The sequence below is a fragment of the Bacillus sp. G402 genome (assembly GCF_051172515.1).
In the GTDB taxonomy this organism is placed as follows: domain Bacteria; phylum Bacillota; class Bacilli; order Bacillales; family Bacillaceae; genus Bacillus; species Bacillus altitudinis.
Genome location: NZ_JBPIZC010000002.1, coordinates 41,979 through 59,501, shown reverse-complemented (window position 1 = coordinate 59,501; position 17,523 = coordinate 41,979). Strand labels below are relative to the sequence as shown.

The following is a 17,523-nucleotide window of genomic DNA, read 5'->3' as shown; positions in this document are numbered from 1 at the left end:
TGCTGGATTCTGTTTTATGTGCACAATACAACAAAAGAACGATTAAGTAGCTCGATGCACTCTAAGTACTTTTGAGATAATTGGTTCCATTGTGGATGGCTAACCTTGAATTTCACTCTGTTTTTTTACATTGATTCACTTTATTGATGTCATCGAGTTAGGCATTGGGAGGATAACGCTCCACTAGTTCATAGAACATCTATAGAGGCTGATGGAAAATTTTGAGTTCAATCATCCAAATGAATTTATTATTTCTTGTTTCCAATTTAGAACAAGATAACAAAGGAATCTTAAACATTGAATATAGAAAGGAGAAAATACATTGGTTATACAAACTCCTCGTCCTTTTGAAACGAGTGATAAAGCTCATGCAGATCTATTCAATGATATGTTGGAAACATTGCTTCATAACGACACTGGTATGTCAGAACAAATAACTCTTCATATCAATGATCCAAGTCAACACTCTTCAGAAGTAGAAAAAAAGAAATGGAATGAGTCGCAGCTGTATAAAATTACAGGTGATAATGGAACACAACTTTTAAATATTTCCGTTGGTTCAAGAATTTTTGATTCAATTAAAGACAAAGGAACATGTACATTCTATGCGCCCAGTGGGATTGAGGATAACCCTTCACAATACGCAATTAGAGGGATACAGACAGTGGGGCAAAATAATATTGGAACAGGTTTCGCAATAGATACATCCGGCAGTGCATATTACTTTTACTATTATCCTAACCACATATCTATCAATTGGACACAGCTTCCGACAGCAGCTGAACAAGATAAATGGAACAACAGTCAACTTCATAAAATAACAAGGGATAACGGTCAACCCTTTTATAAAAGTATAGGTGAGACCACCGACTATAACGAAATTATAGAAACAGGAATGTATCTCATTTATAATGCAGGCCTTAATGGTCCAAAAGAGATCAAAAGAGCATTTATGATAGTGATAAGTTATGGGAATACCTTGCTACAAACTATATATGATGCAGTCAATGGTCTAAACTCATTTTATAGAATTAGGAAAACTGACTATACATGGACTGAATGGGAAAAACATCTCACGTCTACAGATTTAAATGCTACCTGGTATAATGTAAATCTAAATAGTAATATAAATCAATATTCAGTTAATCCATTGAAATATTCTGTCAGACAAAATATTTTATATTTGAGAGGATCATTTGAAATAGTTTCGATTAATGAAACAGAAATTGCACGTTTAACGTATAAACCTTCCTCTTTAACCGTTTTCACTTGTGCGACGGTTGGTTCATACGGATCTGCTAGGATGTCTTTATCTAAAGAGGGTAGTTTAAAATTAGATGGATTAATTGCAAATGATCCGTTAAAGGTAACACGTATTGAAATGAATGAAGCAATTCCACTATGGTAGTTACAATAAGAAATTCACTAAAGCAGAAGACTATCAAAATATAACTGGAGAAATATACAAAGCCTAATGGCTTTATTTTTTTGCCGGAAAGAAGGTGATTCCAATGGAAGTAGATGTCGTTCAAAACTTAATGACACAAGGCCCATTCGCCGTTCTTTTTTGCTGGATTCTGTTTTATGTTCTCAACACAACAAAAGAACGAGAAAACAAACTCAATGAGCAAATCGAGGCGCAAAATGATGTGTTAGCAAAGTTTAGTGAGAAGTATGACGTCGTGATCGACAAGCTCGATAAAATTGAACGGAATTTAAAATAGGAGGAAAACATCATGAAAACATTCGACAAAGGCACTGTGATTCGCACAGTGCTTCTTTTTATTGCGCTTATCAACCAAACGCTTGTCATGTTTGGACAAACAGTGCTGCCGATTAGCGAGGAGCAAGTGCAAACCGTAGGAGAGGCACTATATGTGGCAGGTTCCACAATTTTCACTATGGTCACTGCCATGATCGCTTGGTTTAAAAATAATTATGTGACCTATAAAGGTCAATTGCAAAAAGATGCCCTGAAACAAAGAGGGTTAACAAAATAATTCTTAAAGGAGAAACAATATGGTGAAGATCATTCAAGCACTCATCCCAAAACAGAATCGCAACAGACCAGGAAACAGGATGAAGCCGCTCTATATTACGGTGCATAATACATCGAACACTGGACGGGGGGCTGATGCGGCAAATCATGCAGCATTTGTTGCTCGGGCAAGTACCGGGGTTAGCTGGCACTACACGGTCGATGATCAGGTCATTTATCAGCATTTACCTTTAAACGAAAATGGCTGGCACGCAGGAGATGGCAGGGGAACCGGCAATATGAAATCAATTGGAATTGAAATTTGTGAAAATGCAGGCGGTGACTTTGAACAAGCCGTTAAAAATGCCCAATGGCTCATTCGAAAACTGATGGGGGATTTAGGAATTCCTTTATCAAACGTGGTGCCGCATAAGCATTGGAGCTGGAAAGAGTGTCCGCGTAAGCTGTTAAATCGTTGGGATGGCTTCAAGGCTGGTATTGCATCAGCATCAAGTCAAATGACAACAGCTAAACCGGTGAAAGAAACATCTATCAAAACCATATCAACGAGATCAACATCTAAAATCAACAAGGTCAAAAAAACATACAGTTTGCCCGCAGGTATTTTAAAAGTGACGAAGCCTCTTACGAAAGGGCCAGCTGTAAAAGCCGTACAACAAGCCCTAGCATCGATTTATTTTTATCCTGATAAGGGAGCGATCAACAATGGAATCGATGGGTACTACGGACCCAAGACTGCAAATGCAGTGTCTCGATTTCAAATGATGCATGGGTTAACCCCAGATGGCATTTATGGTCCAAAGACCAAAGAAACATTAAGAAAGGTCATAGAAAGTTAACACATATGGAATGGATCAACCCTTATTTATTATAAAAAAGTAAAATAAAGACATTTTTGGTGTTATTTTTTGTATAATGGTGAAAATGAATGGAGGGGTTGTATGAAGCGGATAAGTGTAATGATGTCTCTTTGTTTCATTGTCATGTTCCATTTTAATATGGAAAAGGTTGCAGCTAAGACCATTTATCGAGAAGTAGAAGTTGATTTCATCATGACGGAACAGGAAAAAGATTTGTGGGTACCAGGAGGTCAAAATAATCCTGAACAATATCCATCTACTTATGGCTACCAATTTTCTATACTAAATGCAGAGGGGTGTACTCTAGAGGTGACACTCTACAGAACATCCTTATCAGGAACGGATTTTCCGTCATCAGTCAAAGAGTATACAGGTAACCAATATGATCTAAGTGCAACAGACCGAATTTTATCAAGTGGTCGCTACATTTATAGACCCCATGGTATTAAACTGACTAAAAAAGAAGGTTGTGGGGATGTTGAGATAAAAGGAGTCTTTGGTTATCAAATTCAAGAACCAGACAAATAATCTTTTATGAGTAAAATCAAATGAAAAAGCCTATCCATCATTGGATAGGCTTTTGATAATGGAGCATAGCGGGATCGAACCGCTGACCTCTACGCTGCCAGCGTAGCGCTCTCCCAGCTGAGCTAATGCCCCGGGATGTTTCAATAAATATTATTATATTTAATTCCCCCTTAGAATACAAGGGGGAAGGCTATTTTTTTATTTTTGATGAGAAATCTCTCAAATTTGTATTATGCATTATTTTTAACCTTGGGGACGACTTGGGGACGGAAATTTCCTATCTCTGAATTTGTGTTTCTCAGATGTTTAGGATCAAACTTGTTAAAGTGATTCGCTGCACTCTTTTTCATTTCATCTGTTACATGGCCATATATATCAGATGTTGTTCTGGCGCTAGCGTGTCCGGCACGTCTTTGAATAGCACTTATACTTTCGCCGGCTTCCATCAATAAAGCAACCATAGTGTGACGTAGATCATGTAAACGGATATTTTTTATTTTATACTTTTGTGTAATGCGGTTCCACTTTGTAGTTGGAGTAGTAAAGTAATAAGGCTTACCAAGACCACTATGAAAAATGTATTGGTGATCTCCACCTTCCCAGGCATCATTGAGCTTTTCCTTTTCTCTTTTCCACATATGATAGTAAAGAGAAAGTTCATTCATGTACCAATCCGGCATCTGCACGAATCGTTTTGAACTTTTGGACTTAGGGTCTTTCACATGCGGTTTGCCTTGAATTGTCTTTGAAAGTGAACGATTAATTTTAAATCCACCAGCATCCCAATCCACATCTAAATGCCATTCGAGTGCAAGACCTTCACCTCTTCTCAATCCCCCTATCATAGCTGCTAAGAAATAAAGTCTCCATTTAATATCAACTTCTTCATATAGAATCTTAATACATTGAGCAGCTTCATCTGCTTCAAAATAGTTCATTTCTTTCTTCTCGTTGACTGGCAAGGGCAATCCCTTCATTGGATCAATCTTGATAATCTTCCATTCTTCAGCTGCGGTTTTAAAAACTACCTGCAGTAATTTAAAGATATCTAATATTGTTCTTTCTCCTAATCCCCCTGGCTTACCATCTTTTCTCGCACCATCCTTCGATAAATCATCTAAAAAGTCTACGATATGTAAACTCTTTATTCGTTCTATCCTCATATGTCCAAAGACGGGAAGGATATGATTTTTCAAGTGACGCCAATAAACGTCTGATGTTGTCAGAGAGTATGGTTTTCCGCTCTTTTGATATAGCTTCTTTTCTTTCCACTTATTGATGAAGGATTCAAATGTTAGTTTTTCTGGCTCAATATATTCTCCAGAATGGACTTCCATCTTGAACTGATAAAGTTGATCAGAGAGGTATTCCTGTAATTTTCTTTTTGTTTTTAGCAGTTTATGATCTTCTATACGAATAGTTTTATATTTTCTTAACCTTTTACCGTTAGCATCATATCCAATTTCAACAACTAATCTAAAAGAATTGCTACCTCTTTTTTCAATGCTAGCCATATAAAACGCTCCTTGTCTGAGAAAAAACTTTTTGATTGTAAAGGTTTAGCCGATGCTTCGCAAATGTGGGAGTAACTTTAAAAGTTTTAGTTATAAATTGAATTGCTTGATCAGGATCCATAGGTATCTTTGCAGATCTCAACATAAAAGTTGGTACTGCAAAATGGTACATAAAATTATTCGACTTCCATTCTTGATATAACCTAAAGGAGTCGGGCATCAACAGTTGATTACCCTTATGAAAAAGAATATGGCCAACTTCATGACAAAACTTTTCCCATATAATGCTCTTATTTAATCTCTTATCTAAGATAATAATTTGGGTACCCTGATTTATTATCGCTCTCGATGAAATTTCTTTATAGCAAACTTCAATTCCTAATTTTTCGGAAATAGTATCAATAGATTGTTCAGAAGGACTTAAGATTTTCATTTCTGCATAAAGTCTATTAACGTTATCTTCTAAATGAGTATAGATATATTTCAACTTAATAAGCTCCTTCAATCATTTTTGGGGAACTGGTGTTCTATTTTTGGGTAAAAATAAATACTCTTATCGAGCATTTATTTTAAATTCACGGTTATTTCTTTTGATTCGGAAACATTATCCAAATTTTCGTCAAATGGCTTACTCATCACAATTCTAACGCTTTTGATTTTAGAAACATCAGATTCTATAGGTACAGCAATTTGATATTCTCTTTTCGCTTTCCCGAATAGTTTCATATCATATTGATCCATGTCAGTATAAAGGTTATTATTACTGACTTTAATCTGTTCTTTAGTATCTAAAATCAAGTGACTAATACCAGAAAAATTGATTGTTTCTTTATCTGTATTCTCTACAGAAAATTTAACATCAATAAAATGAAAAGGATTTGTCAATTCAATATCTGTTAGACTTTGATAATCACTTAATCGATCTTCAGGAATTTCTGTTAATTTATATAAACTGACACTTTCAAAATTTATGTTTAGTGGCCCCATTTTTTGTGGCTCTATCTGTTCTTGGCTTTTTATAAAATTGTATAATTCTCCTGTTTCTTCATCTTTATAACTTTCATTTTTTGGTTCTTCTTTAGTTTCTTTTTGCTTTTTCTCTGAAACTGTTTCTTTTGACTTTGCTGAAGACACATCATCCGTCGTCTTAGTGGAGTTACATCCAGCTAAGAGAACGAACAATGATAGGCAAATTATAAATATTGTTTTCTTCCTCATAATTGCCCCCTAAAAGGAATTATTTTTTTTGTTTTTTCTCTCTCTCTTTTCTCTTTTTAAACAACTCATACACTACTTCAAACTCTTCAATTAATTCCTCTACATCTTCTGGCTTACTATCAAAGAATAATCCGTCATGGGATTTTGCCCACTCATAAATCTTTCTTTGATGCTCAGTAAGTTTAGGACCTTCAGAATTACTTGTCTCATTCTCATCGATGTAACCAGCTTTGATCATTAATTCTTCGTAATCACATTGATATGCTTTAGAGATTAATTTGAGTGTTTCGGGAGTTGGTTTGATGTCTTTACCTGTTCTTGGGTCTTTTCCGTTTTCAATTTTCCCAAGGTAGGTATGACTTATGCCAATTCGTTTGGCAGCTTCTCTTTGAGACAGTTTTCCTCTTGCTTTTATCAAATATTCTCCAAGTTTGGACATTAGCATCACCTGTAATACGTAGTTTACATTATATTTAAATTCTTTAAAACAGAAAATGTGTAAAACATGATTGACACTACTGTAAACCTTGTGTTACTATTTGTTCGAGGAGGTGTAACACATGGTTTTCACTAACAGATTACGTGAGATCAGAAAAGGTGTTGGAATGTCAATATCTGAATTGGCAAGAAGAACTGAAATGTCTCGCGCAAACATTACGAAAATTGAGCTTCACGGACAAGAGCCATCTGGTTTCACTATGCTGAGAATTGCAAGTGTTTTAAATAAAGATCCAAGGGATATTTTTTTTGAGTCAAGTGGTACACAAGAGTTACAAAATGAAAAAGAGAACACCGGTTAATAAAATGATTTTTGCGGTTCTTATGGTTTACAAGTTCTGAAGGAGGTTCTCAAAATGCCAACAAAATCAACTATGAACGTTCAAGAAACAGCTGATTTTCTTGGAGTCCATCATGACACGGTTTACACAATGGTGAAAGAGCGGCAAATACCATTCTTTAGAGTTAGAAAAAGAATTTTCTTTAAAAGAGAAGTGCTTGAAGAATGGCAAATGTCACAAATGGAATCCAACTTTCAGCCAGTGATTGATTAAGAATTTACCACCTTAGAATACAGCGGATATAAGAGATTTGCTGTTCCGAATTGGAACATGTTCCAATTCGGAACATTAAGGGGGTGAGGAAGTTGAGGTTGGGTGTGGTGCTTCGCAAAGCAAGATTGCAGGCAGGCATTTCCCAAGAGAAGCTTGCGGAAATGCTTAGCCGCTCTCGAAGCTGCATATCGAAGATCGAAAATGATCAGAAGGTACTTGATGTACCTACATATGTACGGTGGATGGAAGCCACAAACGCTAAAGAAGCAATGATTGCTACATTATGCGGCATTGATCCACTGGCAGTCACACAGCAAATTACCGCCATTATGGCTTTGTTTGGAGGATGAAGATGAGAAAAGCGATTTTCAAGAGCATTGATCATGAAGGGATAACAGCTGAAATGATCTGTATTGAACAACTGCAAAAAAGATTAATGAAAGCATTAGAGCGTGCGGATATAGATACGGCATTAGCAGCTCACAAAGATATTGCTAAATCTTTAAAACAAATTCAGCAATATGAAAAACAATCAACGGTGAAATTGTTGAAGGCAGCTGCAAAGATTACGCCTGTAACATATCCGAAATCGTTAAAAACAAAAATGAAAGGATTGATTTAAATGAAGTTTGTATTTGTGGCAAGCAAGTTAATGAAAGCGAAGGAAGTCATTGAGGTATGTAATGAGCGGTTCAGTGAGGAAGGAGAAATTGCACTGGCTCAAATCGAAACGCAATTAAAGTCACGTATGGATTTTGAACAAAGAAAAAAGCAGCAAGCTCCTACACTCACTGCTTAAATCGAATATCGAAATGATCGAATTTATTATATCGCTCTTTAAAGAGCACGACAAGTTTTATTCTTGTCGTCCGGCTTGCGGATGGACAATGCACACACACACCATCCCCTCAAATCATGCACCATCCGCAGTCGGACGATGCGAATAAGCATCAATAACTAATAGGAGGAAAAAGTAATGAGAGAAAAACCTGTTATTCAACCCTTTTCAGAGAAACGTGACGATCAAGTCCGTTTAACGAAAGTTGGAGGATCAATTGTGATTACTTTTCATATGGAACCTATTTTCTTTTTCCCGAATCAAGAGGCTTTTGAGGAATATAAAAAGCTCACTGCTGATGCGATCAGAAGAAAGGTAGGGGTAATAGCATGAACATTGAACATCCAATGATCACTCAAATAAATGCCACTGGTTATTCAAAAGGAATTGAAGTGGTTGATGTTGTAGGAACTGACTACTTCGGGGATGAGGTCTTCTCTAATGATGAGTATGTCATTGATAGAAATGCGGGTGAAATGATCCTCGTTGATAACTTGGAACGCTATCTGAAGGAACAACTCGATTTTACCTTTGTGAATGCAAATTAAAAAGGTTCACTCCCACAAGTGAACCAATTACAAAAAAAAGAAAATAAAAGTGTCAACCCCTATTATAGCAGGTTGGCACTGTAAATCAATGGAGGCTTGTTCATGACCAAAAATATCAGGTTGGCAGAACTCCATCTATCAAATTTCAAGGGTGTTAAATCATTCACCCTTGAAACAGGTGGAGAAAGTGCAAAGGTCTATGGTGATAACGCTACAGGCAAAACAACGTTGTTTGATGCTTTTATGTGGCTGCTCTTTGATAAAGACAGCCAAAACAAAAAAGATTTTGAGATCAAGACGCTCTCAAAAGATAACAAAGCGGTAAGTGGCATTGATCACGAAGTATCTGCTGTCCTACTGATCGATGGTAAATCCGTTGAATTGAAAAAGGTCTATTCAGAGAAATGGACCAAGAAACGGGGATCAGCAAAGCAAGTCTTTTCTGGCCATACCACTGACTACTACGTCAATGACGTGCCGGTTAAGAAAAAAGAGTTTGTTGAGAAGGTCAATGACATTATCTCAGAGGACATTTTCAAACTGATAACTTCTCCTTCTTATTTCAATGAACAGATGAAGTGGCAGGATCGTTTGGCCGTACTCATGGAGATCGGCGGAGCTGTGACTGATGAGGACGTTATTAAAAAGAACAGTTCATTATCAAAGCTCCATTCAATCTTAGAAGAAAGAAGTCTTGATGAACAAAAGCGCATCCTTGCTGAAAAACGTAAAAAGATCACTAAACTCCTGGAGCAATATCCGGTACGGATCGATGAAATCAATCGTTCTATTGATGATGTAACTACTCTTAACCAAGAGCAATTGAAAGAAGACTTAAAAGCAATACAGGCATCAATTGATGATATGGAGAAAGAAGCCCGCTCTATCAAAGCGGATGCAGGTGCAGATCGTAAGAAGCGTATACTTCAGCTCGAAGGCGATCTGCAACAAATAAAAAATGACCACGACACAGAAAGATTTCAGATAGTGAATGAGAAAAAAGAAGCCTACTACCAAGCGAAAAACAGTCTTTCTCAAATCAAGCATCAACTTGACAGCTTAAAAACTAAAAAGGATCACTTGACATCCTTTTTGTCTCAAACAGACAAAGAACGTGTTGAGTTGCGAGAAGAATGGTCTAAAAAAAATGAGGAAACGTTTGAGGATCATCTAACAGATTGTCCGACATGTGGTCAAGCATTACCAGAAGGGCAAATCCAAGCTGCTATTGAGAAATTCAATTTACAAAAAAGTGAATCCCTAGAACGAATAGTCGATAAGGGAAAGCAATTAGGGATTGAATATGACAATAAGCAGAACGAGTTATACGAGGTTGATGAGAAGATTCAGCTTTTGATCTTGGAAGAGAAATTTACGACAGCAGCCGTTGAAAAACTGAAAGAAGATATGGAGCAAGCTGAAGCATCAATTGCTCCAATTACCAACAATCCAACGTATCAAGCCAAGATCGAGGAGATCGAAAGAATTAAAAGCGAGATCCAGTCTAATGAACAGGAGACTAGTGGAGCTGTTCAATCGATTAATGAACAGATCAAGGAAAAACAGCAGGAAATGACCTTGATCCGAAATGATCTTTCTCGCATCGATCAAGCTCAAAAGGCTCTCAATCGAATTGAGGAGCTGAAGGAAGAAGAACGGAAAATGGCTGATGAATATAACGAGGTAGAACAACAAACTTTTCTCATTGAGGAGTTTATACGAACCAAGATGAACCTTATGGAAGAACGGATAAACAGCAAATTCAAGTATGCTCGCTTCAAATTGTTTGAAGAGCAAGTGAATGGTGGATTAACTGAGACCTGCGAAACGCTGTATGAAGGTGTGCCTTACTCCAAAGGCCTAAACAATGCGGCGCGTATTAATGTCGGTTTAGACATCATCAATACATTGAATGAGCATTATGGTATTTCTGCGCCGATCTTCGTTGATAACAGCGAGGCGGTCACGTGTCTTATCGATGTGAATGCTCAAGTTATTAGCTTGATAGTATCCGACAAGGACAAGCAGCTGCGAGTTGAAACTGATGACAACTTGCTGACTGTAGATTGTGAGGTGATCGCATGACTGAAGTGGTAGAAGTGAAAGTTCTTTCAGGTATAGGTTGGGAAGATTGCAGACGTGAAAAACTTCTGATTGATGGTAAACAGGTCATGGACGTTCGTCCGCTCTCTGAATGTCCTGAAGATGCAATTTTGGAAAGAGACCTAAAAGGTCCAACGGATTTTGCTGGAATGCTAGAGACCTTTCTAAGAGAGCATAAAGGCAAAAAGGTCAGATTTATTTATGAGGAGGATACGGATGAGTAATCAACAATCAAATCCAAACACAAAATTGATGGAAAAACCTTCAGTATTTGCTGTGAATGGAGAAGAGGTAAAACTCACAGGGAATACGGTGAAAACCTACTTAGTACGTGGTAATGCAGATGTAACGGATCAAGAAGTGGTCATGTTTATCAACCTATGCAAATACCAGAAACTCAATCCATTTTTGAATGAGGCATACCTGGTGAAATTTAAGGGATCGCCAGCACAAATTATTGTTGGAAAAGAAGCATTTATGAAGCGTGCTGAAAACAATGAAGAATTCGCCGGAATACGTGCAGGAATTATTGTTGAACGGGACGGTGAAATGGTGGATATAGAGGGTGCTATCAAACTACCAAATGACAAATTATTAGGTGGATGGGCTACGGTTTATCGAAAAGATCGTGAAACACCTACACCTGTTCGGATAAGTTTTGATGAGTTCAGCAAAGGTCAATCAACTTGGAAAACGATGCCGATGAACATGATCCGCAAAACAGCCATTGTCAATGCGTTAAGGGAAGCCTTTCCTAATTCTCTTGGAAACATGTATACGGACGAAGAAACACAAACACCAGACACAACTGAAACAGTTGCTCGTGAAGTAAATGAAAATGCGAATTCAGAAAATATTGATATGGATTATACCGTTCCAGAAGAACCGATAAAGGAGCCAGAAGAGAAGCAACAGCCATCTGACTCAAAACCTTCAGCTTTAACCGAGGAGCCACCATTTTGATTGAGATCAAAGCTATATCGTCAAGCAGTAAGGGGAATTGCTATCGGGTGACTGATGGTAAAACCCCGCTCCTTTTGGAGTGTGGTATCACTTTCAAAGAGATGCAACGTGCTTTTGATTTCGAGATGAGTTTCGCTGGTTGTCTCATCACTCATGAGCATGGTGATCACTGCAAGGCTATAAAGGATGTTTTGAGAGCCGGAATTGATTGTTATATGTCTTCTGGAACGGCACAAGCTCTTGGAGTGGAAAAACATCACAGAATCAATCTTGTAAAAGCCCGACAGACGTTTAGGATCGGCACGTGGCTTATTATGCCCTTTGATGTTCAACACGACGTATCAGAGCCTTGTGGCTTCCTATTGGCTAATGAGGACGGAGACAAGCTGCTCTTTGCCACTGACACATATTACATCAAATACAAGTTTCCTGGACTCACTCACATCATGGTCGAGTGCAATTACTCTGAAGCGATCCTAAATGCAAATATTGAGAGTGGGAGAATCCACAAAAGCATGCGTAATCGGCTCATACAATCGCATTTCAGCCTTGAGAATTTAAAGACATTCCTAGATGCAAACGACTTGTCAAAAGTGCAGGAAATATGGTTATTGCACTTATCTGATACTAATAGTCATGAGCGGTTATTCAAACGAGAAATAGCAAAACAAACAGGAAAGGTTGTCTATGTTCCGAAATGAGCGAGCTTTTTAAAACAGCTTATCCCTATTGTTTTATTACGCTGGCTAGATCAGTAGCTCCAGACATGCGGAAAAAGGTATTGGCCATGTACATAAGCACGTATATGGCTAAGTATGAACCGCATCTTGAAGTCGTGAAAATTGAAGGCAAATACGCTATTTGCAGACTCAAAAGCAAATAGTTGGGAAGGAGGAATTCATTTGCGAGGGTGGATCAAATTACATCGAAAATTACGTGAAAATCCAGTATTCAATAATCCTAACCTGCTTAGGCTTTGGCTCATCTGTCTTACTGAAGCGAGCCATAAGCATCATCAGCAGATGATAGGTAATCAGGTGGTGGAATTAGAGCCTGGTCAATTTGTGACTGGTAGGTACGATATTGCTGAAATGTTTAACAAAGGGCTTAGGAAAAGTGATCAAGTAACTGGCAAAGTTACAGTGTATCGATGGCTTGAAAAATTAGAGGAAATGAATTTTCTGAGCATCAAAAAGAGCAACAAATTTTCAGTTGTAACCATTAATAAATGGGCACTTTACCAACAAGAAATTAACGAAGTTGATCACCAAAATGATCATCAAATGAACATCAAAAGATCATCAGATGAACATCAAGTGATCACAAACAAGAATGTTAAGAATGTAAAGAATGTATATGAAGAGGAAGAAGAGAGATCGCCAGTAGGAAATGATTCTCCTTTCCAACAAATCGAAGACAAGTATCTATCTCGAAGAGGTGGAGGATTGATGATCACTCCTAATGATGCTCAAGCCATTGAGAGGATCATTCAGGAGCAGATACCCCTTGAAGACATATTGGTGTGGATTGATGAGATTTTTGATCACTACCGACCAAGACATAGAGCGGATGGCATCAAATCGTTTTCATACCTGGAGAAGGGCATTCTTGATCGATGGCATGCCAAAAACAATCAACCTAGTAACATATCTGAATTTAAACCTAAGAAACAACAAGACAACTTATCAGCATTAGAGGCTTATGCCAAAGAAAAAGGCATTAAATTTGGAGGAGGATTAGCATGACTGAGGAACAAGCGATGATCATCTTAACCAGGATAGCAGCTGCGTATCCGAGATTCGAACTCTCTACAGATGAGATCGGAAAAGAGAGAATCAAGATTTGGTTAGAGCATTTAACAGCCCTTCCATATGAACAAGTTCTAAAAAAGATCAATCAACATATCGCTGAAAAACGATTCCCACCTGTCATTGCTGAGATACAGGTCAACCAACCAGAGAAAAATGAATTTCTAGAGAAGCAGGAAGAGTGGGTAAGAAATGCAAAATTTGCGAAACGTAGAGGCTGAACAGTTTTTATTGGGTTGTATCATCATTGAGGGCGACCTTATCAAAGAAACTACACTTGAGCCCAAACATTTTGCTGAGGAACGACATAAACAGATTTTTAAAGCGATGAGGGAAGTGGACAAGCTAGGCAGACAGGTTGAACTAGCAAATATATCAGCTTCCTTGGGCGAAGCCTTAGCAGCTGTTGGGGGATTTGAATACTTAACTAACCTAGCAAGTGCTGTTCCATCTACTCATTCATTTGAAACCTATGAAACATTAATTTACGAGGCTTTTAGACTTAGAGATTTGCAAAGTGCTGCTTTAGCATTTGCCAGTTCCCCAACTGATGAAGGTATCGTCGAGTTGTATCAAAAAACGATTGAAGCTCAAGAAGTAGGCGTTCAAGAGACTCGAACGAAAACAGATGTTTTAACAGAAATCTTCATGAGTTTGGAAGAAGAAAAGGGTGATGTCACTGGAGTAGACACTGGTCTAGCAGATCTTAATGCTATGACTGGAGGTTTGCAAAAAAGTGATTTGATCATTGTGGCTGCGCGGCCATCAGTGGGGAAAACTGCTTTTGCACTAAATCTTGCTATTAACAATGCTTATAAAAAAGGGGTAACTGATATTTTTTCCCTTGAGATGTCTGATACACAATTGACACATCGGATGTTAAGCAACATCGGAAGAATCGAGAACACTAAGTGGAGAAATCCAAAAAAATTCTTTAGTGCGGAAGATCATGAGAACTCCAGTAAAGCAATGGGCGTATATGAAAAACTAGATATTCATATTCATGATAAGCCATCTCAAACCGTTGCTGATATTCGTTCTAGAATTAGAAAAACCAAGAACGAACACCCTGATCAAGATCATTTGGTGATTATTGACTATTTACAGTTGATCACTCCTATCGGGAAACCAGAAAGTAAAAACCATGAAGTTGCGGAAATAACACGAGAATTAAAGCTTATGGCCAGGCATTTTGAGGTTCCAATTGTTCTGTTATCTCAGCTTTCACGTGGAGTAGAGCAGCGACAAGATAAGCGTCCGATGTTGTCCGATCTGCGTGATTCTGGAAGCATCGAGCAGGATGCTGATATTGTTACGTTCCTCTATCGTGACGACTATTATGACAAGCAAAGCGAATCTAAAAATATTATTGAAATCATTTTTGCTAAACATCGTAATGGTGCGACAGGAACAGTAAATTTAGCATTTGCGAAAGAGTACGGAACCTTTTTAAATCTACCGCGGCAAATGGAAGCCGCAATGTGAAATGAGGAATGAACATGACAATCAATAGCGATCAGCGTAAACAGTTCCTACTCAATGAACTGAAGCGCATTGGATATAAACCGGAGAATGAAAGTCTCGCAAAAAAATCGCTCTATGAGATCGAAATGCTAGTCATTACAGCCAAATGTGAGCGGGGGAACGATATCGAAACTTACAACGCCAGGATGGAGATCGAGGAGGAAGCAGAGTGATTAAATTACAAATCAAAGACAGTACTACGGGTAAAGAAGTGAATTTTGAAGCAGATAATTACAAAGCAGCAGATTGTAATCGTCTGATCATTCAATTGGCTGCATACATGCATGGAGGACCACTAAATATCAATGCAAGTCAAAGTGTTTCACGAGTCGTTCCGACCCCTGTGAAAAGGACAGAAGAACCAATTCATACTGATATCGTGACCAGTCAAATCAAACGGTTTCAAGAAGACCAAGATGTTTCTAAATCAAAGGATGAAAAGAAAGCTACTCCTGCTCCCTCAAAAGCAACAGAACCAAAGAGATCGAGAAAAGTTGATCTTTTGAATAACGAACGCACTTTGAACACGAGCATCGGAGAACAATTGAGCGTGATGGAACAAGTGAAAAATATAGCCCTGGTTCAAAAGGAAGATTCAGAACCTGACCGCGAGAAATGTAAGACTAAATTTCAATGCCCTGAGTGTGGATTGAAACAAGACAAACAGGTTTATAAGGGCTTTAGATACACCGCATGTGACAGCTGTGAAACAAAGGTGAAAATCATGCCTGCTGATATGAAAAACGGTTGGGATCATGAAGATGAAGAAGGGTACTTGTACCATGCGAAAAGTCGTTATGTTCAAGGAGATGAAAAACTATGAAAATAGCATTCACCATTTACGCTGAGCCAGTTGCACAAGGAAGACCGAGGGCTGCACACAGAAATGGGATGACAAGGCTGTATGATCCGAAAAAATCAAGAGATTTTAAGTCTTATGTGAAGCTGGCTGCAAGTGATCATCGTCCCGAACAACTCCTTACAGGTCCTCTGGAATTGAGGGTTAAAGTTTACAAATCCCTACTAAAAAGTTTCAGCAAGAAAAAGGCCGCAGAAGCTGAAAGAGGCGAGCTGAGACCAGCTAAGAAGCCGGATGTTGATAACTACATCAAAGGGATAAAAGATGGCCTGAATAAAGTCATTTGGCAGGATGATAGTCAAATTGTTGATCTGCATGTAAGCAAGTTCTACAGCAGCACACCAAGAATTGAAGTCGAAGTATCTACTCTTACACCAACCCATGAGGAGGAACAAATATGTCTTTTATAAATTTTGATGGTTTCGTTAAAAAAGTGAATCACAAGCCTAAAGGTGTCACTGAATTGGTTCTTGAGATTTCAACGAAGGAGCTAGGAAACAGCATTCAAAACCTTGCTGAAATGATTGATAACGATGTGCGTGTTGAAATTGAGAGCGATATTGTCCGCTATAACGTGCAGATCAATGCAAACACCGAACGACCAATTGTAAATTATCAAGTTGATCAGAGCGGCGTTGTTCACATAGCTGATCCCGAGCCGGAACAGTTAGAGGCTGAATTGGGCTTACCTGCAGAAAAACCTAAGATTGAAGAAAAACCGATGGAGATTGAGCGGGAAGTGGTTGATCGGTTCATCGTTGAAGGTATGGCTCCAGAACAGGAGGGTTTTCCTGAAAATATGACAGAGATTACGAAGCGCCGCATTGAAGGTGAATCATACCGTAAGTTGGCCACTGAACTTGAGATGTCCTCCGGCGAAATCGTTGATCTGATCAATAACTATCGAGCAGCAGTGGCACCGCTTGCTGAAAAATGGTGGGATTGGAAAGAGGATCAAGCCAACGAAGCTGAACCGTTGCAAAAGGAAAAGGCAGAAGAACCTGCTGAAGACGAAAAGGGTTCAGATGAAAATGATCTTCCTAAAGATGATCAAAAAGATGAGGAAGACGGGGCTGCATAAGATGGCACTCAAACGCTCAAAACGGTGGTTCTTGCTTTATCGCGAAGAGGATGGACAGCGCGTCCACCTCTATGAACCACTTAAAAAATATGAACTGCACAGTCGGATCAGGAAAGGATGGAGGGTTGTCGAATGATTGAAAAAATCAAGTTTATCTTCAAACATAAGCACTTCTTTTGCTTCAAATGTAGAAATATAGTTTCGGTGCAGCGTGGTTATTGGTTGGAATTTAGCACACGGGTTTTTAATGGTCCTTACTGCTCGAAGTGCGGAAGGAGCTTCAGGAAATGAGAAAGATTATAGAAGGCGATTGGGTGGAAGCTTCGGGTGAAGTTAATCGCAGAATGTTTCATATATCTGGTTACGTTGTGAAAATCTCTGAAGATGAGCTTTTAGTGAAGCCGCTTAAAGGAAAGTCTACGGCTGTTCCTAAACATTGGGCTAAAAACTTGGATGTAACGATCACTAAAGATGAATTAAAGGCTCTGATCGATTTGTCCTTAGACTTAAATGATGAACATTTCTTTAGAATGTGCGTACGTGATCTGCAAGCTTTTCTGGACAAATAAAAAGAACCAAAGCACAAGGCTCCGGCTCTAATGAATCTCGACAATTCATTATAACATGG

General features: G+C 38.4%; 28 protein-coding genes and 1 tRNA gene. 24 read left to right on the top strand and 5 right to left on the bottom strand.

All coding sequences use genetic code 11. The annotated features are described in order from the left end of the window. The first annotated feature begins 322 nt into the window (after positions 1-322). The 5 genes from ACSBQP_RS08890 (at position 323) to ACSBQP_RS08870 (ending at position 3,387) form a co-directional block, all read left to right on the top strand. The gene (locus tag ACSBQP_RS08890) at positions 323-1,408 is read left to right on the top strand and encodes a pyocin knob domain-containing protein (RefSeq protein ID WP_254505880.1); all 1,086 of its coding nucleotides are present in this window, start codon (positions 323-325) and stop codon (positions 1,406-1,408) included. Positions 1,409-1,511: 103 nt separating this feature from the next. Beyond that, complete coding sequence (locus tag ACSBQP_RS08885; protein ID WP_017367922.1) at positions 1,512-1,724, top strand: BhlA/UviB family holin-like peptide; 213 nt, start codon at positions 1,512-1,514, stop codon at positions 1,722-1,724. A gap of 12 nt (positions 1,725-1,736) precedes the next feature. Continuing rightward, on the top strand, positions 1,737-2,000 hold the full coding sequence (locus tag ACSBQP_RS08880; protein WP_116306105.1) for a phage holin: 264 nt from the start codon (positions 1,737-1,739) through the stop codon (positions 1,998-2,000). A 19-nt stretch (positions 2,001-2,019) separates the two neighbouring features. After that, entirely contained in the window at positions 2,020-2,838 is an 819-nt protein-coding gene (locus ACSBQP_RS08875) for a peptidoglycan recognition protein family protein (protein ID WP_435028344.1), read from the top strand. Positions 2,839-2,940: 102 nt separating this feature from the next. Then, positions 2,941-3,387 carry a hypothetical protein gene (locus ACSBQP_RS08870; protein ID WP_025207857.1) on the top strand — a complete coding sequence of 149 codons (447 nt, stop codon included), beginning with the start codon at positions 2,941-2,943 and terminating at the stop codon, positions 3,385-3,387. 59 nt (positions 3,388-3,446) lie between these two features. On the opposite strand, the gene ACSBQP_RS08865 is transcribed toward ACSBQP_RS08870, so the two are convergent. The 5 genes from ACSBQP_RS08865 to ACSBQP_RS08845 form a co-directional block, all read right to left on the bottom strand. Then, positions 3,447-3,519 (bottom strand) — tRNA-Ala (locus tag ACSBQP_RS08865). Positions 3,520-3,617: 98 nt separating this feature from the next. Beyond that, positions 3,618-4,901 carry a tyrosine-type recombinase/integrase gene (locus tag ACSBQP_RS08860; RefSeq protein WP_191098158.1) on the bottom strand — a complete coding sequence of 428 codons (1,284 nt, stop codon included), beginning with the start codon at positions 4,899-4,901 and terminating at the stop codon, positions 3,618-3,620. Continuing rightward, positions 4,894-5,388, bottom strand: a complete 495-nt coding sequence (locus ACSBQP_RS08855; RefSeq protein ID WP_216099105.1) for an ImmA/IrrE family metallo-endopeptidase — start codon at positions 5,386-5,388, stop codon at positions 4,894-4,896. Before ACSBQP_RS08855 ends, ACSBQP_RS08860 begins: the two co-directional genes overlap by 8 nt. A gap of 77 nt (positions 5,389-5,465) precedes the next feature. Beyond that, entirely contained in the window at positions 5,466-6,119 is a 654-nt protein-coding gene (locus tag ACSBQP_RS08850) for a hypothetical protein (RefSeq protein WP_435028343.1), read from the bottom strand. A gap of 19 nt (positions 6,120-6,138) precedes the next feature. Then, a complete protein-coding gene (locus tag ACSBQP_RS08845; RefSeq protein WP_435028342.1) occupies positions 6,139-6,558 on the bottom strand; it encodes a helix-turn-helix domain-containing protein in 420 nt (139 codons plus the stop codon). A gap of 121 nt (positions 6,559-6,679) precedes the next feature. Between ACSBQP_RS08845 and ACSBQP_RS08840 the strand changes: the two genes are divergently transcribed. The 19 genes from ACSBQP_RS08840 (at position 6,680) to ACSBQP_RS08750 (ending at position 17,464) form a co-directional block, all read left to right on the top strand. After that, positions 6,680-6,919 carry a helix-turn-helix domain-containing protein gene (locus tag ACSBQP_RS08840; protein ID WP_003213298.1) on the top strand — a complete coding sequence of 80 codons (240 nt, stop codon included), beginning with the start codon at positions 6,680-6,682 and terminating at the stop codon, positions 6,917-6,919. A 54-nt stretch (positions 6,920-6,973) separates the two neighbouring features. Next, positions 6,974-7,171, top strand: coding sequence for a helix-turn-helix domain-containing protein (locus ACSBQP_RS08835; RefSeq protein ID WP_008360767.1), 198 nt, complete (start codon positions 6,974-6,976; stop codon positions 7,169-7,171). A 92-nt stretch (positions 7,172-7,263) separates the two neighbouring features. Then, a complete protein-coding gene (locus ACSBQP_RS08830) occupies positions 7,264-7,521 on the top strand; it encodes a helix-turn-helix domain-containing protein (protein ID WP_242730345.1) in 258 nt (85 codons plus the stop codon). Between the two features lie 2 nt (positions 7,522-7,523). Then, entirely contained in the window at positions 7,524-7,793 is a 270-nt protein-coding gene (locus tag ACSBQP_RS08825; RefSeq protein WP_008360770.1) for a hypothetical protein, read from the top strand. Next, positions 7,794-7,970: a hypothetical protein gene (locus ACSBQP_RS08820; RefSeq protein WP_155887876.1), complete on the top strand. Its 177-nt coding sequence runs from the start codon at positions 7,794-7,796 to the stop codon at positions 7,968-7,970. Between the two features lie 177 nt (positions 7,971-8,147). Beyond that, on the top strand, positions 8,148-8,342 hold the full coding sequence (locus ACSBQP_RS08815) for a hypothetical protein (protein WP_435028341.1): 195 nt from the start codon (positions 8,148-8,150) through the stop codon (positions 8,340-8,342). Then, positions 8,339-8,557, top strand: a complete 219-nt coding sequence (locus ACSBQP_RS08810) for a YqaI family protein (protein WP_317327896.1) — start codon at positions 8,339-8,341, stop codon at positions 8,555-8,557. Before ACSBQP_RS08815 ends, ACSBQP_RS08810 begins: the two co-directional genes overlap by 4 nt. A 102-nt stretch (positions 8,558-8,659) precedes the next feature. Next, the gene (locus ACSBQP_RS08805) at positions 8,660-10,642 is read left to right on the top strand and encodes an AAA family ATPase (protein ID WP_317327894.1); all 1,983 of its coding nucleotides are present in this window, start codon (positions 8,660-8,662) and stop codon (positions 10,640-10,642) included. Continuing rightward, complete coding sequence (locus ACSBQP_RS08800) at positions 10,639-10,884, top strand: hypothetical protein (RefSeq protein ID WP_317327893.1); 246 nt, start codon at positions 10,639-10,641, stop codon at positions 10,882-10,884. The genes ACSBQP_RS08805 and ACSBQP_RS08800 overlap by 4 nt, the downstream gene beginning before the upstream one ends. After that, positions 10,877-11,623 carry a phage recombination protein Bet gene (gene bet, locus ACSBQP_RS08795; protein ID WP_435028340.1) on the top strand — a complete coding sequence of 249 codons (747 nt, stop codon included), beginning with the start codon at positions 10,877-10,879 and terminating at the stop codon, positions 11,621-11,623. The genes ACSBQP_RS08800 and bet overlap by 8 nt, the downstream gene beginning before the upstream one ends. Continuing rightward, positions 11,620-12,324 (top strand): MBL fold metallo-hydrolase, encoded by a 705-nt coding sequence (locus ACSBQP_RS08790; protein ID WP_317327891.1) that lies wholly within the window; start codon positions 11,620-11,622, stop codon positions 12,322-12,324. Before bet ends, ACSBQP_RS08790 begins: the two co-directional genes overlap by 4 nt. A 201-nt stretch (positions 12,325-12,525) precedes the next feature. Next, positions 12,526-13,368 carry a hypothetical protein gene (locus tag ACSBQP_RS08785; RefSeq protein ID WP_435028339.1) on the top strand — a complete coding sequence of 281 codons (843 nt, stop codon included), beginning with the start codon at positions 12,526-12,528 and terminating at the stop codon, positions 13,366-13,368. Continuing rightward, on the top strand, positions 13,365-13,652 hold the full coding sequence (locus tag ACSBQP_RS08780) for a replicative helicase loader/inhibitor (RefSeq protein ID WP_317327889.1): 288 nt from the start codon (positions 13,365-13,367) through the stop codon (positions 13,650-13,652). Before ACSBQP_RS08785 ends, ACSBQP_RS08780 begins: the two co-directional genes overlap by 4 nt. Continuing rightward, positions 13,624-14,916: a replicative DNA helicase gene (gene dnaB / locus ACSBQP_RS08775; protein WP_165379101.1), complete on the top strand. Its 1,293-nt coding sequence runs from the start codon at positions 13,624-13,626 to the stop codon at positions 14,914-14,916. The genes ACSBQP_RS08780 and dnaB overlap by 29 nt, the downstream gene beginning before the upstream one ends. Before the next feature lie 14 nt (positions 14,917-14,930). Next, complete coding sequence (locus tag ACSBQP_RS08770) at positions 14,931-15,128, top strand: hypothetical protein (protein ID WP_317327887.1); 198 nt, start codon at positions 14,931-14,933, stop codon at positions 15,126-15,128. Then, a complete protein-coding gene (locus ACSBQP_RS08765) occupies positions 15,125-15,778 on the top strand; it encodes a hypothetical protein (RefSeq protein ID WP_317327886.1) in 654 nt (217 codons plus the stop codon). Before ACSBQP_RS08770 ends, ACSBQP_RS08765 begins: the two co-directional genes overlap by 4 nt. Beyond that, the gene (locus tag ACSBQP_RS08760) at positions 15,775-16,224 is read left to right on the top strand and encodes a RusA family crossover junction endodeoxyribonuclease (RefSeq protein WP_317327885.1); all 450 of its coding nucleotides are present in this window, start codon (positions 15,775-15,777) and stop codon (positions 16,222-16,224) included. Before ACSBQP_RS08765 ends, ACSBQP_RS08760 begins: the two co-directional genes overlap by 4 nt. Next, positions 16,212-16,895, top strand: coding sequence for a hypothetical protein (locus ACSBQP_RS08755; RefSeq protein WP_435028338.1), 684 nt, complete (start codon positions 16,212-16,214; stop codon positions 16,893-16,895). Before ACSBQP_RS08760 ends, ACSBQP_RS08755 begins: the two co-directional genes overlap by 13 nt. A 287-nt stretch (positions 16,896-17,182) precedes the next feature. After that, on the top strand, positions 17,183-17,464 hold the full coding sequence (locus ACSBQP_RS08750; protein ID WP_317327883.1) for a hypothetical protein: 282 nt from the start codon (positions 17,183-17,185) through the stop codon (positions 17,462-17,464). The last annotated feature ends 59 nt before the right edge of the window (positions 17,465-17,523 follow it).

Coding starts and splice junctions, on each gene's coding strand:
- ACSBQP_RS08885 (WP_017367922.1), top strand. CDS start 1,512: ATGGAAGTAGATGTCGTTCAAAACTTAATGACACAAGGCCCATTCGCC.
- ACSBQP_RS08835 (WP_008360767.1), top strand. CDS start 6,974: ATGCCAACAAAATCAACTATGAACGTTCAAGAAACAGCTGATTTTCTT.
- ACSBQP_RS08780 (WP_317327889.1), top strand. CDS start 13,365: ATGACTGAGGAACAAGCGATGATCATCTTAACCAGGATAGCAGCTGCG.
- ACSBQP_RS08880 (WP_116306105.1), top strand. CDS start 1,737: ATGAAAACATTCGACAAAGGCACTGTGATTCGCACAGTGCTTCTTTTT.
- ACSBQP_RS08800 (WP_317327893.1), top strand. CDS start 10,639: ATGACTGAAGTGGTAGAAGTGAAAGTTCTTTCAGGTATAGGTTGGGAA.
- ACSBQP_RS08810 (WP_317327896.1), top strand. CDS start 8,339: ATGAACATTGAACATCCAATGATCACTCAAATAAATGCCACTGGTTAT.
- dnaB (WP_165379101.1), top strand. CDS start 13,624: ATGCAAAATTTGCGAAACGTAGAGGCTGAACAGTTTTTATTGGGTTGT.
- ACSBQP_RS08825 (WP_008360770.1), top strand. CDS start 7,524: ATGAGAAAAGCGATTTTCAAGAGCATTGATCATGAAGGGATAACAGCT.
- ACSBQP_RS08805 (WP_317327894.1), top strand. CDS start 8,660: ATGACCAAAAATATCAGGTTGGCAGAACTCCATCTATCAAATTTCAAG.
- ACSBQP_RS08840 (WP_003213298.1), top strand. CDS start 6,680: ATGGTTTTCACTAACAGATTACGTGAGATCAGAAAAGGTGTTGGAATG.
- ACSBQP_RS08750 (WP_317327883.1), top strand. CDS start 17,183: ATGAGAAAGATTATAGAAGGCGATTGGGTGGAAGCTTCGGGTGAAGTT.
- ACSBQP_RS08820 (WP_155887876.1), top strand. CDS start 7,794: ATGAAGTTTGTATTTGTGGCAAGCAAGTTAATGAAAGCGAAGGAAGTC.
- bet (WP_435028340.1), top strand. CDS start 10,877: ATGAGTAATCAACAATCAAATCCAAACACAAAATTGATGGAAAAACCT.
- ACSBQP_RS08755 (WP_435028338.1), top strand. CDS start 16,212: ATGTCTTTTATAAATTTTGATGGTTTCGTTAAAAAAGTGAATCACAAG.
- ACSBQP_RS08875 (WP_435028344.1), top strand. CDS start 2,020: ATGGTGAAGATCATTCAAGCACTCATCCCAAAACAGAATCGCAACAGA.
- ACSBQP_RS08860 (WP_191098158.1), bottom strand. CDS start 4,901: ATGGCTAGCATTGAAAAAAGAGGTAGCAATTCTTTTAGATTAGTTGTT.
- ACSBQP_RS08870 (WP_025207857.1), top strand. CDS start 2,941: ATGAAGCGGATAAGTGTAATGATGTCTCTTTGTTTCATTGTCATGTTC.
- ACSBQP_RS08850 (WP_435028343.1), bottom strand. CDS start 6,119: ATGAGGAAGAAAACAATATTTATAATTTGCCTATCATTGTTCGTTCTC.
- ACSBQP_RS08815 (WP_435028341.1), top strand. CDS start 8,148: ATGAGAGAAAAACCTGTTATTCAACCCTTTTCAGAGAAACGTGACGAT.
- ACSBQP_RS08760 (WP_317327885.1), top strand. CDS start 15,775: ATGAAAATAGCATTCACCATTTACGCTGAGCCAGTTGCACAAGGAAGA.
- ACSBQP_RS08845 (WP_435028342.1), bottom strand. CDS start 6,558: ATGTCCAAACTTGGAGAATATTTGATAAAAGCAAGAGGAAAACTGTCT.
- ACSBQP_RS08770 (WP_317327887.1), top strand. CDS start 14,931: ATGACAATCAATAGCGATCAGCGTAAACAGTTCCTACTCAATGAACTG.